At 57.4% G+C, this 15,516-nt stretch carries 11 protein-coding genes; 5 read left to right on the top strand and 6 right to left on the bottom strand.

Going from position 1 to position 15,516, the window contains the following annotated elements:
* Nucleotides 1-64: 64 nt before the first annotated feature.
* Nucleotides 65-850: a siderophore-interacting protein gene (locus TU84_RS02865; RefSeq protein ID WP_048367016.1), complete on the bottom strand. Its 786-nt coding sequence runs from the start codon at nt 848-850 to the stop codon at nt 65-67.
* A complete protein-coding gene (locus tag TU84_RS02860) occupies nt 847-1,425 on the bottom strand; it encodes a PadR family transcriptional regulator (protein WP_048367015.1) in 579 nt (192 codons plus the stop codon). Before TU84_RS02860 ends, TU84_RS02865 begins: the two co-directional genes overlap by 4 nt.
* Before the next feature lie 400 nt (nt 1,426-1,825).
* On the opposite strand from TU84_RS02860, the gene TU84_RS02855 reads away from it, so the two are divergent.
* On the top strand, nt 1,826-3,244 hold the full coding sequence (locus tag TU84_RS02855; protein ID WP_048367014.1) for an amino acid permease: 1,419 nt from the start codon (nt 1,826-1,828) through the stop codon (nt 3,242-3,244).
* A gap of 77 nt (nt 3,245-3,321) precedes the next feature.
* Here the strand turns inward: TU84_RS02855 and TU84_RS02850 are convergent, their stop codons facing one another.
* The 4 genes from TU84_RS02850 to TU84_RS02835 all read right to left on the bottom strand — a co-directional run bounded on the left by TU84_RS02850 (nt 3,322) and on the right by TU84_RS02835 (nt 12,328).
* Complete coding sequence (locus TU84_RS02850; protein WP_153433040.1) at nt 3,322-4,431, bottom strand: OpgC family protein; 1,110 nt, start codon at nt 4,429-4,431, stop codon at nt 3,322-3,324.
* Between the two features lie 143 nt (nt 4,432-4,574).
* Nucleotides 4,575-9,611 carry a dermonecrotic toxin domain-containing protein gene (locus TU84_RS02845; RefSeq protein WP_048367012.1) on the bottom strand — a complete coding sequence of 1,679 codons (5,037 nt, stop codon included), beginning with the start codon at nt 9,609-9,611 and terminating at the stop codon, nt 4,575-4,577.
* A gap of 204 nt (nt 9,612-9,815) precedes the next feature.
* Nucleotides 9,816-11,435 carry an FMN-binding glutamate synthase family protein gene (locus TU84_RS02840; RefSeq protein WP_048367010.1) on the bottom strand — a complete coding sequence of 540 codons (1,620 nt, stop codon included), beginning with the start codon at nt 11,433-11,435 and terminating at the stop codon, nt 9,816-9,818.
* Between the two features lie 107 nt (nt 11,436-11,542).
* Nucleotides 11,543-12,328: a helix-turn-helix transcriptional regulator gene (locus TU84_RS02835; RefSeq protein ID WP_048367008.1), complete on the bottom strand. Its 786-nt coding sequence runs from the start codon at nt 12,326-12,328 to the stop codon at nt 11,543-11,545.
* Between the two features lie 102 nt (nt 12,329-12,430).
* Between TU84_RS02835 and TU84_RS02830 the strand changes: the two genes are divergently transcribed.
* The 4 genes from TU84_RS02830 to TU84_RS02815 all read left to right on the top strand — a co-directional run bounded on the left by TU84_RS02830 (nt 12,431) and on the right by TU84_RS02815 (nt 15,514).
* Nucleotides 12,431-13,249, top strand: a complete 819-nt coding sequence (locus TU84_RS02830) for a carbon-nitrogen hydrolase family protein (RefSeq protein ID WP_048367006.1) — start codon at nt 12,431-12,433, stop codon at nt 13,247-13,249.
* Between the two features lie 125 nt (nt 13,250-13,374).
* Complete coding sequence (locus TU84_RS02825; RefSeq protein WP_048367005.1) at nt 13,375-14,700, top strand: APC family permease; 1,326 nt, start codon at nt 13,375-13,377, stop codon at nt 14,698-14,700.
* 101 nt (nt 14,701-14,801) lie between these two features.
* Nucleotides 14,802-15,071 carry a type B 50S ribosomal protein L31 gene (locus TU84_RS02820; protein ID WP_048367004.1) on the top strand — a complete coding sequence of 90 codons (270 nt, stop codon included), beginning with the start codon at nt 14,802-14,804 and terminating at the stop codon, nt 15,069-15,071.
* Between the two features lie 164 nt (nt 15,072-15,235).
* The gene (locus tag TU84_RS02815; protein ID WP_048367003.1) at nt 15,236-15,514 is read left to right on the top strand and encodes a type II toxin-antitoxin system RelE/ParE family toxin; all 279 of its coding nucleotides are present in this window, start codon (nt 15,236-15,238) and stop codon (nt 15,512-15,514) included.
* Nucleotides 15,515-15,516 lie beyond the last annotated feature (2 nt).

Here is a 15,516-nt window from a genome sequence, read left to right as displayed (position 1 = left end):
GCGATCTTTTGATCGTTTAAAAGATCGCGAGGCAAGCTCGCTCCTACACAGGGAATGTAAGGGATTACTCTTGCGGGCTGTCGTCCAGGCGCCAGTAACCGACGGCTTTAACGAATTCATCGTTGAGGCCGTGGGTGTCGAGCAAAATGCGACGCACTTTGCGTGACAGTGCGCTTTCAGTCGCAACCCAGGTGTACAGCTCGCCTGCTGGAACCTTCAGGTGTTCGACGGTGCTCAGCAGGTCTTCTGCTGGCGCATCGCGGTGCACCCAAATCACTTCAACCGATGCAGCGCTGTTCAGCGGCTGTTGCTCCTGCGCGTTTTCAATCTCAACCACCACCAGCGCGCGGCGATTGGCCGGTAGCTCTTCGAGACGGCGAGCTATGGCCGGCAAGGCGGTTTCATCGCCGATCAGCAGGTAGCTGTCGAAGATATCCGGCACGATCATCGAGCCGCGTGGGCCGCCGATGTGCAGGAACTGGCCCGATTGGGCTTGCGCGGCCCAGGTGGAGGCAGGGCCGTCGCCGTGCAAGACAAAATCCAGATCCAGCTCAAGCGCGTCCAGGTCGTAGCGGCGCGGGGTGTAGTCGCGCATGGGCGGCATGACTTTGTTTTTGATCCCGCCGCTCAGTTCCACGTTCTCCAGAGCGCTTTGTTCTTCGGCGGTCTGCGGGAAAAACAGCTTTACGTGGTCGTCGCTGCCCAGGCTGATAAAACCGGCCAACTCGGGGCCGCCCACCGTGATGCGGCGCATGCGCGGGGTCAGGTCGACCACGCGCAGCACCTCTAACTTGCGACGTTTGATTTCATGCATGACGCGGTGAATGGTTTGGGGATTAGCGGTATTCATTCAGCGTTCTCCTGCGCAGGCTGGGCAGTAACAGGGCCATCGACGATGGCTTTGGCGGTGTTGTTGAGCAGGTCGCGTACCCGGGCAATTTCTGCCGGGTTCCAGCGGCCGTGGTGCATCTGCAAGGCATGGCGCAGGTTGTGCACCGCCTCGTGAATTTCGGCAGGCCGGTCATGGCCGCGCAGCGAGCGCTTGCTGACGTCGATGCGCATGCGCACACCGTCCAGCGCAATGGCTTGATCGAGCAGGGACTGGCGACCGGCGTCGGTCACGCTGTAGCGTTTTTTCCCGCCCTCGGCGTCGCCTTCAATCAGCTCGCTTTCTTCCAGAAAGGTCAGGGTCGGGTAGATCACGCCCGGGCTCGGGCTGTAGGCGCCATCGAACATGCCTTCGATCTGGCGGATCAGGTCGTAGCCATGGCAAGGCTGCTCGGCCACCAGGGCCAGCAGCAGTAATTTCAGATCGCCGGGGGCAAATACCCGCGGGCCTCGGCCGCCGCGTTGACCGGCACGTTTTTCAAAACCGTCTTGACCGACATTGTGTTCACGGTGATGGGGGTGGTGGTGCTCTCTCATTGTCTTCGTCCTCTGTGTGTGCGAAGCAACTTAAGATATATCTTAAGATTGTGCAAATAGAATTGACGAACGGTAATTGTTCTCATCTTGGTGAGGAGTGGTACAGATGAAAATGGGGCCGCTACGCTGCCCATCGCAGCCTTCGGCAGCGGCTACAGGTTTTTACAGTCGCGCAAAGTGACGGGATAGAGCCCTTGCTCAGGGTAAATACGCCCTAGGTAGGGGAATGACTGTGCACCAACCCTGTGCAATACTCGCCGCCGATCTCAGTAGGGCATTTCCCTTTTGAACGTCCGACCCACGAGGTTAGAGGCCTTTGTAAGGGGAGTCAGGCAACCGGCCGGGCTCTTGGAACGCTCTAGTGATGCACATCCAATAACAATTATGAGGTTGTACTTTTATGCCAGTCGGCAACCACCAGCCCCACGGTGAAACCGCGCAGGGCGGCCCGCTCAAACGCGAACTGGGCGAACGCCATATCCGCTTGATGGCGCTTGGCGCCTGTATCGGCGTAGGCCTGTTCCTGGGCTCGGCCAAAGCGATCGAAATGGCCGGTCCGGCCATCATGCTGTCTTACATCCTGGGTGGCCTGGCCATTCTGGTGATCATGCGTGCACTGGGCGAAATGGCCGTGCACAACCCGGTAGCCGGCTCTTTCAGCCGCTATGCGCAAGACTACCTCGGCCCATTGGCGGGCTTTTTGACCGGCTGGAACTACTGGTTCCTGTGGCTGGTGACGTGCGTTGCCGAAATCACCGCCGTGGCGGTGTACATGGGCATCTGGTTTCCGGATGTACCGCGCTGGATCTGGGCCCTCGCGGCACTGCTGAGCATGGGTTCGATCAACCTGATCGCGGTTAAGGCGTTCGGTGAGTTCGAGTTCTGGTTTGCCTTGATCAAGATCGTCACCATCATCGCGATGGTGATCGGCGGCATCGGCATCATTGCCTTCGGTTTCGGCAATGACGGCGTAGCGCTGGGCATCTCCAACCTCTGGACCCAGGGCGGCTTTATGCCGAACGGGATTCAGGGCGTGCTGATGTCGCTGCAAATGGTGATGTTTGCCTACCTGGGCGTCGAAATGATCGGCCTGACCGCCGGTGAAGCTCGCAACCCGCAAAAGACCATCCCGAGCGCGATTGGCTCGGTGTTCTGGCGCATTCTGCTGTTCTACGTGGGCGCACTGTTCGTCATCCTGTCGATCTACCCGTGGAACGAAATCGGCACCCAAGGCAGCCCGTTCGTCATGACGTTCGAGCGCCTGGGCATCAAAACCGCAGCCGGCATCATTAACTTTGTGGTGATCACCGCGGCGTTGTCTTCTTGCAATGGCGGCATTTTCAGCACCGGCCGCATGCTTTACAGCCTGGCGCAAAACGGTCAGGCCCCGGCCAACTTCGCCACCACCTCGCAAAACGGCGTACCGCGCAACGCGCTGCTGCTGTCGATTGCCATGTTGCTGCTGGGCGTGGTGCTCAACTACCTGGCGCCAGAGAAGGTGTTTGTGTGGGTGACGGCGATTGCGACCTTCGGTGCGATCTGGACCTGGTTGATGATCTTGCTGGCGCAACTGCGTTTCCGCAAAAACCTCAGCCGTGAAGAGGCGGCCGCACTCAAGTACCGCATGTGGCTGTACCCTTACAGCTCGTTTGCGGCACTGGCGTTCCTGCTGATGGTGGTCGGGCTGATGGCCTACTTTGAAGAAACCCGCGTGGCCCTGTTTGTAGGCCCGGCGTTCCTGATCTTGCTGACGGTGTTGTTCTACGTGTTCAAGCTGTCGCCAAAAGATCAGACCGCAGTGGCTTCTTCTGCTCATTAAGGTCTGCTTAAAACGCTGCCTGTAAAAGCGAGCACGCCTCGCGATCTTTTAAAGACCAAAAGATCGCGAGGTACACGTCATGCCTTAGGCGGCATCCCCAGCCGCTTGTTCCAGTCCAGCCACTGGGCCAGCACGGCCATCAGGCCTACGCCCATCAGGGCGCTGAACACCTGCACTGCCCAGCCGTCGCCGCCCAGCGCATTGAACATGTCTGCCAGCGGGGCGAGGATCACGCCCAGGCAGAACACTTCCAGCGAATAACGACCCATGCGGCAGACTTGCCGGACGAGCCACTGGTTCAGCCATTCGCCGTGGGGCACGATTTTGGCCACCACATACACCAAGGCCAGAAAGTGCAGTAAGCGCAGAGGGGACAAGTTGGTCTTGCTGATGGGGTACACCCACTCGCCCAACGCCACGGGCATGACTGCGTCGTGCAGGTGCGGCCATTTCCATGACACCGCCACCAACCCGGTGACCAGCAGGTAAACCACCGCGCCCAGAAACAACGGTTGCTGGCTTAACGGTCGATGATCCACCGCAGGGTTGTCCTGGCCATACAGCGCCAGCGCGCCGCCGAGAATAAACAGGAACTGCCAGGCAATCGGGTTGAAAAACCACACGCCGCCTTCTTGTGAGGCGAAGTTCCAGTACGGCGCTATCAAGTACAGCGCCAGCGAAACACCCACCACGTAGCGCGCCTTGCGCAGCAGCATCGGCAGGACCAGCGGCAAGCCAATCAGCAGCACGATGTACAGCGGCAGCGGGTCCATCAGGTTGGGTTTAAAGCGCAGCAGCAACTCATCGGTGAGCGCCTGCTGCGGGTTGCTCAAGAAGTACTGCAAGCCCATTTCTTGCACCAGATCACGGGTTTCAACGTGGCTGTTGGCAAAAAAGACGATGCCCATCAACACGGCAAGCAAGAAGATATGCACCACATACAGCACCCAGGCGCGGCGCCAGATCTTTACGCTGGCGATCAACAAGCCATCACGCCGGGCAATCTTGCCGTAGGCCAGCACGGCGGCATAACCGGCCAGAAATACAAAAATCTCCGCCGCATCACTGAAACCGAAATTACGCACGGTCAGTTCAGCCAGCGGGTTGTGCGGGATGTGGTCCCAAAAAATAAAGATCAGCGCCAGCCCGCGAAAAAAATCGATGCGGTGGTCGCGTCCGTTAATCATCACGGCAAATTCTCAAACAGAAGTTAATAAAGACTGACGCGCGTAACAGAAATTGCACGCCGCACATCGGCGGCGCGCAGGGTGAGGCTATTGGGCGATAAATGCAAAGTGCGGGTATTACTGATTGTCACGACCGCTCAGTTTTATTCGTCGAGGATGATCGACGGTTGTTTTTTATCCAGGAGGGTTTGCGTGAGTTTGACCAGCACTTCGTCGAGTTCAGCGCGGGCTTTGAGTTGTAACGCGTAGTAATCCTCGTCGAGCATTGGCGCTTTGGTAAACACCTTTTGCTCATCCACCCCCAGCTTTTGCGCCAGGGCTTTCAAGTCATGAGTCAGCGTTTGAAGGGCATCGCTGTCGCCTTCGGCCTGCTTTTCGGCACATTGTTCCTGTAGCTCCTGCAACTGATCGATGTCTTTGATGCGCTGTATGTGCGGCTCACGCTCAGCCTCAATCTCTGCGCCGTAGTGCTCAGTCAGGTAATCCACCCAGGGCTCTTCCTCGAGCATTTTTTTCGGCAGGTAGCCGGGGATTTTTTCCTGGTTAATGACCAGGTTAAAGGCCTCTTCAATTTGCGCGGGAGTGATTTTCGCCAGGGTGCGAAACTTCATATGCGAAGGCTGCCAAGGCAGTTCCAGGCGGTCGCCGAGGTCGACCTGATAGATCAATTGCACTTCGAGCGGATCAGGTTTGAGTTCTGCGATCTGTCCCGTTGAGAGCCGAGCTTCCTCGCGGGCTGTGTTGTAGGCGCTGGTCTGGAGGTCGATTTGGGTTTGGGCAATGTCATCCAGTTGCAGCAGGCGTGTGCGCCCCTTGATCAACTTCAGCAGTTCGGTCTCTTTGGCGACGCCTTGCAATAGACCGATCTCATGCAGCAGCACCTTGTAGCCAAATCGGCTGAATACCGTCTGGACGCGGTCAATGCAGGTTTGATGCTCAACCGCGCCGCCAAAAAATTCGTGCCTGAGCGAAGTGTCTTCAGCGGCCGCCGCGATGACACGCCACACTCGTTGGGTTAGTTGTTCGCGTGCAAAGCGGAAGTCCGGTGATTCCGACAGGTCATGAATCACCCTGAAAAAATCCCGATTGCCGGGCTCGGCCTGCACGGCTGACCAGAGTTCGAGTTGGTCCAGGCGTTGCTCGGAATGCTGCGTGTTATCCAGCCAGACGTCTGCCGGATGTGGCTCAGCGCCTCGCGCATGCACGCGCGCTTCAAAGCGCAAACCCAGTTGTTCTCGGTAAGCCAACACTGCTTCAAGCGTGGCGGCGGGCAGGGGGTTGCCATGAACATAGGTGCTGCGCAAACGTTCCCGAGACAACTGGAAATAACTCTGCGGTAAAGCGGTCAGGTTGTTCTCGCGAAGATCAAGATTCGTCAGTTCCTGCAGCGTTTCGATGCCCGAGGGCCATGTGCTGAGGCGAGTGTTTCTAAGGTTCAGTTGCTGCAATTGATTCATGTGGGTGAAGTCGGGCACTTCACCCAGTGGGTTGTTGTTAAGGTCCAGCACGTTCAGTTGGGTCATTTCGCTGAGCTTGCCGGCCTCTTCAACGGACAGGGTAATGCTGTTGCCGCCCAGGTTCAGATGGGTCAATGAGGCCAAGTCGAAAATGCTTGAAGGTATTTCAACCAAGTGCGTTGAGTTCAGTGTGAGTGATGTCAAACCGGAGAACTGCCTCAGAAGTCCATTGATATCGGGTTGCAGGTAAAAGTTCTTGAACTGCAGTTGTTTGACATGGCTGAAGTCTGCAGTGAGTTCGGGGAACGTCCCGAGATGGATTCCTTCTATGTTCAGCGTTTCACCCAGTGACGTTTCAATACCGGCCAGGGGCTGAGTGATTCTTCGTTGCCAGCATTTGATCAACTTGTTGATGACCCGCTGTTTATCTACGGGGTTCACCAGGCGTACATGGTGGCGGCTGACCTGAGCCAGTTCCGGCGGTTTGGCTTTCCAGTTTTCGAGGTCTTTGACCAGCGTTCTAAACTCTGTCTTCAAGGCCTCAAGGCGCTGCAAACCTTCGCGACTGTAGAGGTCTTCAAGCCCCAAAAACTCTTCAACCGCCTCGGCTGTATGGGTTGGGTACAACTCGGTTATCAGGCTTCTGACTCGCCGCGGGGTTGATCTGAAGCAGGCGAACGGTGTGCGGGCGCAGCGCGCGGCGGCCGGCTGAGGGAATGAATCGACGGGGCGTCCTTTTGCCAGTCGCATCGGTGAGGGTTCTCGGGTGCGGGGTATTTGCAATACGTCCCGCAGGGCGTTGCGGCTCATGGGCGCGCGCTGCGCAAGCGCTGCCTTGAGGGCCGGGCCCTGAGCCGGATGGGGAAACCCCAACGTTCGGCGTTGCGCATCGGGCAGGGCATGCAACACGCTGGCATAGAGGTCATCCAGGCCATGCAGGCTAAGGTGGTTGGCGTCGTAGGTTTGATACTGGCTGCCTTCCTTGACCAGCACTTTACGGATCGGTGCATCGGCTGCGCCCACATGGTCGAGCAACGGGCCTGAAAACTCGCCGTCACGCACTTCGATGCGCACGTCTTTCGACCATCCCGGCATGTCCGCAAGGCTGTGCAAAAGCAGCTTTTGCGTGTCGGCATTGTTCAGGTATTCAAGGTAAAGACCTTCAAAGGCCCGGGTCAGGCGCAGCTCCTGAGCGTAAAGGTTAGCTTCCTGGGCAATGCGCACGGGCACCCGTATTTGCTTGTCGAGTACTTCAAACTCGGCTTGCGTGGCAGAGGCCAACAGCTCATCGACGACCGGGCCGGGGAGGGTGGGGAAGCGCTTGAGCAATTGCCGCGCAGCAGGGGAGTCGGGCATGGGCGGCGACGTGTAGCGCGACGCAAAGAGTTTGTCAGTCCGTTGCCTGGCTCGCCGGGTCAGGCGTTTGTGCAAGGCTTCAGCCTTTTCCGTCAAGCTGCTGCCAATCTCACCCTGCTCAGTACTGAGCCCCACCAGCGCGGTCACTTCTTCGGGAGCCAGGGATTCGAGCACGACTTTCAACATCTCACCTCGGCGCAACTGGCTGTCGAGGACTTGGATGATGGGCAGTTTTTTGGTCAGGTTGTTGCCGTACTCGCTGATGGTTTTGCCCTGGATATCAATAAAACGCAGGGCTTTGGTGGGAGGCCACATATCCTCCTCAACCAGCAGTTGGAGCTGAATCTGTGGATCGGCCGTTTGATCTCCCGCCTGCATCCGCTGGATAAAACGTTGCAGGTCCTGGTCGATGGCCAAGCGTGTGATGCTGTCATTGAGCAGTGCCGGAGGCGGGCTTTGGTCGACGTGCACCTGACGCAGTTCAGCGTCGTCGACACCGCAGGCATGCAGCATCTGTTCAACCGTTTCACTGTCAACAGTGCTCAAGGTGGGGTGCAAGCGCCTGAACAAGGTGTTTTCATCCCAGTCGGCAAGCTCTTCTGCCGCGTGTTTCCAGGCACCATAGTTGTTATGCGACAGTTCGGGCCCGTAGGTTGTTGGCTCCGTTGGATGAAGCAGTCGATACGTCTGTTTGCCGGTCTTTTCGACGCTGTAGTGCTTGTCTTCCAGTTTCAGGTAATAGCGGCTCATGTGGTAATACAGGCCCTTCGCATCGGGTTTAAGCGCCGGGGGCAGGCTGATGTCATGTTCGAAGGGGGTGATATCGGGTTTCCAGAGCTTGGTTTGGCCCTCTTCTTGGCTAAAGACCGCCAGTTCCTCAATCAGCGGGACGGGTTTTACCGGCAACGGGCGGGCGAAATCCGAGGCTAATTTGCCGATGGCCGCGGCAGTTGCCAGATTGATCAGCACGCCTTTGGTGTAGGCCCAGGCGAGGTCCTTGTCATCTTGCTCCCAGGCCTCAATGCCGTGGTAAACGTCGTTCATGATCTGCGCTGCAAATACCACGGCCATGACCTCTCCCAGCCCCGGCACAAAGAATGCGGCAACGTTCAGCACGTTCAGGCTGACGTCCAGGTAGTGCTCCAGGCGCTCCAGTAAGGCGATGCGATTGATGTCATCGGTCGGCACCGCGAGGAACCGCGCATCCGCCATCATTTGCAGGGTCTTGCGGGTATATAAATGCTCAAAAAGATTGCCGGAGACAGGCTGTTGGGTCATGCCCAACGGGTCTCTGCCGCCTTTTGCAAAACGGTTATTAAAACGTTTGGTCAGTGCAAGTTTCTGTGATTGAGGGGCCAGGTGAATAAAGAACTCACGGTAAGTGGCATCCTGCAATTTAATCATCAAGTCGGCGTGGGCGGCTCTTAAGTTGTCGTACTCTTTCAAGCAACTGATCGGGTCGCCGGGGATATAAACAATACAGCGTTGTTCTTGTTCAAGCGGGTCGCCGTGAAAAAGAATCATGGATGAGAACTGCACCTCATCCAGTTTCATATAGTTGCAAGTAATGGGCAGGCTGCCATACAAGGCCCGTTCATCTCCCGCACCAAAGCGCATTAAAGTGGCGTGGGTCTCGGGCTTGATATGTTTATTCATCAAGGCCACATCGGCCTGCAATAACAGCGTGCTGCGCTCATGGGCGCTAAAGACAGAGGCGATCGCGAGTTTGTCCCGGGCCTGCGGCGGGCTGACAATGGCGGCCAGATGTTCCTGGTAACGTTTGCCGATATCCAGTTCCCGGCATAAATGGGCGAAGGCTACGGGGTCAATCTCAAGCAGTTTTGGCGCCGGGTCGCTGGAGCGCGTGGACTTGTAATCCCAGAGATGTGAGCCCCACGGAATGCCGCCTGCTTCGGCCTGCTCAGGCAAAAAGTTGTGCAGGGCGGCCTGCAAGAGCGTCTGCGTGGCCCGGCTCTCAATCTCCTTTGTGTAGGTATTGAGCGTCGTGAGAGTGATTACGTTTTTTCTGACATCACAGGCAATCCCGAACGCTTTCAGCAAGGCGTCCTGCAAAAGGGGTTCGGCAAAGGCCTCGACACTGCTGATGTCGTCCAGGTACTGGCGAAGATTGATCAGGTTAGTACGAGACAGTGCCTGATGTTCGCGAAGACCTTGTTGCTGTTCAGCACTCAGGAGGTTGTAACCGGGCACGGGTGGATAGGCTTGATTGTGCAGGGCTGGAAGCAATGAAGCATGAAAGTTATTGATTGCTGATTGGGCCTTGGCTTTGATCAGGTCGTGATGAATGCCCAAGTCTTTTAAATCAGGCGGTTTTAATGAAGTGTTGGTTAACGGAACAGTCGACATGAGTAATATCCGCAGTAGGGAAAGTCATGCCAGTCTAGAAACAATGTTGTGGCTATTAATAGGTTAAATAACTGATGGTGAGGGCGGTCAGTTAAACAAGTATTCAAGTGTTGTTGTTAACTATGTAATGCCTTATTGCTTTGCCGTTGTGTTGGGGCTTTTCCCGAACATCAAAACTGATGATGTTCGGGAAGAGGCTTATGATCACGCAGCGGCGATCACGTCAGGTTCAAAACTGTCCGCCCGGGCCATTTGCCACATGCGCGAGTAGAACTCGCCATTGGCCTCTCCGGTCAGCAACTCGCCGGGTTTGAGGAATACGTGCAACTGTGAGAACAGCTTGATTTCTGTGCGCGAGATGCGTCGTACCAAATGCTTGGCATTCAGTTGTGCGGGGTGCTCAAGGCCCGCCGCCGCAAGCATTTCGGCCAGCGCCTTGAGGGTGTTGGTGTGGAACTGGAACACCCGCTGAGCTTTGTCGGGCACCACCAGGGCGCGCTGGCGAAGCGGGTCTTGGGTGGCAACGCCGGTCGGGCATTTGTTGGTGTGGCAGCTCTGCGACTGAATGCAGCCAATCGCGAACATAAAGCCGCGTGCCGAGTTGGCCCAGTCCGCGCCAATGGCCAGCACGCTGGCAATATCGTAGGCGCTGACGATTTTGCCGCTGGCCCCGAGCTTGATCTTGTCGCGCAAGTTGAGGCCGACCAGGGTGTTGTGCACAAACAGCAAGCCTTCGCGCATCGGTGCGCCGATGTGGTCGGTGAACTCTACGGGGGCGGCGCCGGTACCGCCTTCCTTGCCGTCAATCACGATGAAGTCAGGCAAGATGCCGGTTTCGAGCATGGCCTTGCAGATCCCCATGAACTCCCACGGGTGGCCCAGGCAGAACTTGAAGCCCACCGGTTTGCCGCCCGACAACTCACGCAGTTGCGCGATGAAGTGCATCATTTCGATGGGCGTTGAAAAGGCGCTGTGGCGTGACGGCGAGATGCAGTCTTCGCCCATTGGCACGCCACGGGTTTCGGCAATTTCCGGGGTGACCTTGTGCTTGGGCAAAATGCCGCCGTGGCCTGGCTTGGCGCCTTGGCTCATTTTGATTTCGATCATGCGCACTTGCGGGGTTTGCGCCTGGGCGGCAAAGCGCTCCGGGTCGAAGCGGCCATCCGAAGTGCGGCAGCCAAAGTAGCCGCTGCCCAGTTCCCAGGTCAGGTCGCCGCCGTTTTCGCGGTGGTAAGCGCTGATGCTGCCTTCGCCGGTGTCATGGGCAAAGTTGCCGAGTTTGGCGCCTTTGTTCAGGGCGCGAATCGCATTGGCGCTCAACGAGCCAAAGCTCATGGCCGAGATATTAAAAATCGAGGCTGAATACGGCTGGGTGCACTGCGGGCCGCCGATGGTGATGCGAAAGCTACTGGGGTCGGTCAATGGCGCGGGGCGCATGGAGTGGCCGATAAATTCAAAGCCCGGTTCGTACACATCAATCAGCGTGCCGAACGGTTTGTCAGCCGTTTCATTCTTGGCCCGCGAATACACCAACGAGCGCTGCGCCCGTGAAAAGGGCAGCGCGTCACTGTCGGACTCCAACAGGTACTGACGGATTTCCGGGCGAATGGCTTCAACCAGATAACGAATATTGCCCAGAATCGGGTAGTTGCGACGCACCGCGTGGGGGCCCTGGAGCAAATCGAAAATGCCCAGCAGGCTCAGGGCCAACGTCACCGCAGTGAAGGGCCACAGCCACTCGTGATGCATAAAAGGAAGGCTGGCGAGGGTGAAAATGACACAGAAGGCAAAGAAGGCGTAACGGCTTAGTAACGACAGGCTCATACGGTTTTCCTTGGATTTGACGCTCAGGTCGGTCAGGCATTCTGCGCCTGTCGGTAAAGCCCGGACAAGGACTAAGGGCTCTGCGGCCGGGCTGAAGAGCCCTGAGTTTAGGTTGTCTGGGGAGCGCTCTGGTCCTTTTGAGCCTGCAAAAAGATCGAGAACAGCTCCGATTGCGACTTGATGCCCAGCTTTCGGTAGATGTGCTTCTTGTGAACTTTGACGGTTTCTACCGAGATATCCAGCTTGCGGGCGATCTCTTTGCTGGAGCAGCCGCTGAGCATCAAGCGGCCTACGTCCAGTTCGCGGGCGGTCAGGTGCGTGCCCCATTCGTCGTTGAGCTCTGGCGGCTCGGGCGTACTCACTTGCTTGAGTTCGTAGGGCAGACGCTGGCGCAGCAGGCTCAGCACCCAGGGCTGGATCAGCGACAGCAGGGCGATCTGTTCGCGGTCAAAACGCTGACGCGAGCCCAATGACAGGCACAAGGTACGGCCGTCGGGCTGGTGGCTGTTGAACTGGATTTCATCGGCCACCACGTTCAGGCGAAAGTAGCGCTGGTAGTACTCGGTGAGTTCGAAATGCTCCGGCGCCACTTCGGCCAGGCGCAGCAGGCCGGTGCGCGAGTGTTCGCGGCTGGCAATATAGAACGGGTCAAGCAGGTACAGACCGTTGAGGTAGTCCTGAAACAACTGGTCCGGGCTGCCGTCCTGCCCCGGGCACTCGGCGAACACCAGCGGTTTGTGCTCACTGCTGAACAGCAGCACCACCCAACTGTCAAACGGCACATAGTGCTCCAGCAGACGTACGAGTTGAGTCCAAAAGTTGGTCTGGTCCAGAGCGTCTATCATTTGCCCAACTGAACGGTGCCAGGCGATGTCTTCAAGTGACATGGTCATCAATCTACCCCTATCGGGTTACCCCCGCCGCGTGATTCCCTGGCAGGTTGTGGCTAAGCATACTGCGCCAACGAGAACACTTACAAAAGAACGGGAATACCCATGAAGGTCGAATTTGCTCAATTGGCAGGCCGTGACAACGGCACCGCCTACAACCTTGAACGGGCCCTTGCGTCCATTGCAGCGTGCGCGGCTGACACACAGTTGATCGTGTTCCCGGAAACGCACCTGATGGGTTTCCCCTCTGCCGAAACAGTAGCAGCGGTTGCCGAATCGATCGACGGCCCGACTGTGCAGGCCATTATTCAGGCCGCCAAAGCGCGCAATATTGCCGTGGTCATCGGTATGGCCGAAAACGACGACGGCAAATTCTACAACACCACGCTGATGATCACCCCCGAAGGCGTGGCCTTGCGTTATCGCAAGACCCACCTGTGGGCCTCGGACCGTGGCGTATTCAACGCTGGCGACCGCTACAGCACCTGCGTGTGGAACGGCGTGCGCGTCGGCCTGCTGATCTGCTACGACATCGAGTTCCCGGAGAGCGCCCGTGCCCTGGCGCAACTGGGCACCGAACTGCTCATCGTCACCAACGGCAACATGGACCCGTACGGTCCGACGCACCGCACCTCAATCATGGCCCGCGCCCAGGAAAACCAGGCGTTCGCGCTGATGGTCAACCGGGTGGAAGAGGGCGATGGCGGGCTGCTGTTTGCGGGCGGTAGCGCCCTGGTGGACCCATTCGGCACGCTGCTGTTTGAAGCAGGGCGTGAAGAAGGCCAATTCCGCGTAGAGCTGGATCTGGCGCAATTGAAAGCGGCTCGCAAGGACTACCGCTACCTGGACGACCAGCGCTTGAAATTACCGGGTGAGGTAATCGAGCGCGCTGACGGGACACGGGAGCTGTTGATCCCTGCGTAATTGGGACGCGGAGCGTCCAAGGCGACCTTCCTGCGCGGTGCGCGGGAATGCTCGACCATAAAAAAAAACAGCTTCACCGACTTTCAGTTCTGCCATAAAACCAATAATCGCGCGGAGATTCACCCATGGCTCGTTTGCAACGCACCCTGTCGCTAGGGTCGGTGGTGCTGTTTGGCATCGCCTATATGACACCGATCATCGTGCTCGGCACGTTCGGCATTCTGGCGCAATCCACCGGCGGCATGGTGCCGGCCGCGTACCTGGCTGCCCTGGTGGCGATGTTCTTCACCGCCATGAGTTACGGGCGTATGGCTTCGGCCTTTCCGGTGGCCGGTTCCGCTTACACCTACGTGCGCAAGGCCATCAGCCCCAAGCTTGGCTTTATCGCCGGTTGGGCGGTGCTGCTCGACTACCTGTTCTTGCCCATGGCCATCTGGCTGATCGGCGCTGCGTACCTGCACTCGGCGTTCCCTGCGGTGCCGCAGTGGATTTGGGTCTTGGCCTTTATCGGCATTACCAGCCTGATCAACATCGTCGGCCTTAAGTTGGCCAACGGTGTCAACGCCTTGCTGATGCTGGTACAAGCGCTGGTGCTGATCGCGTTTGTGGCGTTGTGTGTGCATTACATCGGCGGTGACGCCAGCAAGCCGTTGTGGACCATCGAACCGTTCTTCAATGGCCAGATGCAAATGCCGTTGATCATGAGCGGTGCGGCCATCGCCTGCTATTCGTTCCTGGGCTTTGATGCGGTGAGTACCCTCACTGAAGAAACCCGCGACGCACGTCGCACCATTCCACGGGCAATCATGCTGATCACCTTGATCGGCGGGCTGATCTTTGTTGGCGTGTCGTACTTCGTGCAGATCGCTCACCCATCGTTCCAGTTCGCGGACGTCGACTCGGCGGCCTACGAGATCGCCCGCAATATTGGTGGCGACCTGTTTGTGTCGATCTTCATGATTGGTTTGATCGTCGGCCAATTTGCCTCGGGCCTGTCGGCTCAGGCCAGTGGCTCGCGCCTGCTGTTTGCGATGGGCCGTGACGGTGTATTGCCCAAGTCGTTCTTCGGCACCCTGCACGCCAAATACGGCACGCCGGTGAACAGCATTCTGCTGTGCGCTGTGGTTGCCTTGCTGGCGCTGAAACTGGACGTGACCACCTCGACATCGTTCATCAACTTCGGCGCGTTCCTGGCGTTCACCCTGGTGAACCTGTCGGTGATCTTCCACTACTGGATCGGCGGCAAAAACCGTGGTCTGCGTGAAGTTGTGCTGTTTCTGGTGTTCCCGACCATCGGCCTGCTGGCAGACCTGTGGTTGATGATCAGCCTTGACCATCTGGCTATCTACCTGGGCCTGACCTGGCTGGTGATTGGCTGTATCTACCTGGGCTTCCTGACCCGTGGCTTCACTAAACAACCGCCGGAAATGGATTTCCAGGAAGCGTCCTGATAAGCCTTGGGTCTAACCTTATTGCAATCGGTTCTCGTTTGGGTGTTTTTCTTGTGTTACTGTATAACACATCAAAAACACCCAGACGCCCCGGAGGCTTTATGAGACCTGGTATCCATCCCGACTACCGCACCGTACTGTTTCACGACACCGCCGCTGACGTTTTCTTTCTGATTGGCTCCACGGTCGACACCGATCGCAGCCACACCCACAGCGACGGCAACACCTACCCTTACGTGGCCCTTGACGTATCCAGCGCTTCCCACCCGGTATACACCGGCCAGCAGCGCAAGACCCAGTCCGAAGGTCGGATCGCCGGGTTCAACAAACGCTTCGCCACCTTTGGCTCAGGCAAAAAAGCCGAAGCGTAATCAGGCCAGCTGATTTACCTCAGGGCCGCTTCAGATAATGAGGCGGCCCTTTTTTATGGCTGCTATTTATGCGGGCCGTCTGTCGCTGGTCGACTTTTCGTACATCGGGTGTTGAGGGATTAAGAGTACAGTGATTATTAACGAATAACGTTAAGCGTTAAATTATGATAAAAAGCTTCAGATGCGCAGACACCAGAATCTTTTTTGAGACCGGCCGAACCCGACGGTGGGTCGCAATAGCTTCGGTGGTTGAGCGAAAACTGATCATGCTGGACGCTGCCCTTGAACTCGCCGATTTGCGCTCGCCACCTGGAAACAGGTTAGAGCCACTGTATGGGGATAGAGAAGGCCAATACAGTATTCGAATCAACGGTCAGTATCGGATCTGTTTTTTTTGGGGCCCCAACGGCGCGGAAAATGTCGAAATTGTGGACTACCACTGAGG

This window comes from Pseudomonas helleri, assembly GCF_001043025.1.
In the GTDB taxonomy this organism is placed as follows: domain Bacteria; phylum Pseudomonadota; class Gammaproteobacteria; order Pseudomonadales; family Pseudomonadaceae; genus Aquipseudomonas; species Aquipseudomonas helleri.
The sequence above is the reverse complement of the archived record's forward strand: the minus strand, read 5'-3'. Positions and strand labels throughout refer to the sequence as shown.

Bases quoted from the DNA above. Each gene is read 5' to 3' on its own strand.
- TU84_RS02865 (WP_048367016.1), bottom strand. From the start codon at position 850: ATGAATACCGCTAATCCCCAAACCATTCACCGCGTCATGCATGAAATC.
- TU84_RS02860 (WP_048367015.1), bottom strand. From the start codon at position 1,425: ATGAGAGAGCACCACCACCCCCATCACCGTGAACACAATGTCGGTCAA.
- TU84_RS02855 (WP_048367014.1), top strand. From the start codon at position 1,826: ATGCCAGTCGGCAACCACCAGCCCCACGGTGAAACCGCGCAGGGCGGC.
- TU84_RS02850 (WP_153433040.1), bottom strand. From the start codon at position 4,431: ATGATTAACGGACGCGACCACCGCATCGATTTTTTTCGCGGGCTGGCG.
- TU84_RS02845 (WP_048367012.1), bottom strand. From the start codon at position 9,611: ATGTCGACTGTTCCGTTAACCAACACTTCATTAAAACCGCCTGATTTA.
- TU84_RS02840 (WP_048367010.1), bottom strand. From the start codon at position 11,435: ATGAGCCTGTCGTTACTAAGCCGTTACGCCTTCTTTGCCTTCTGTGTC.
- TU84_RS02835 (WP_048367008.1), bottom strand. From the start codon at position 12,328: ATGACCATGTCACTTGAAGACATCGCCTGGCACCGTTCAGTTGGGCAA.
- TU84_RS02830 (WP_048367006.1), top strand. From the start codon at position 12,431: ATGAAGGTCGAATTTGCTCAATTGGCAGGCCGTGACAACGGCACCGCC.
- TU84_RS02825 (WP_048367005.1), top strand. From the start codon at position 13,375: ATGGCTCGTTTGCAACGCACCCTGTCGCTAGGGTCGGTGGTGCTGTTT.
- TU84_RS02820 (WP_048367004.1), top strand. From the start codon at position 14,802: ATGAGACCTGGTATCCATCCCGACTACCGCACCGTACTGTTTCACGAC.
- TU84_RS02815 (WP_048367003.1), top strand. From the start codon at position 15,236: ATGATAAAAAGCTTCAGATGCGCAGACACCAGAATCTTTTTTGAGACC.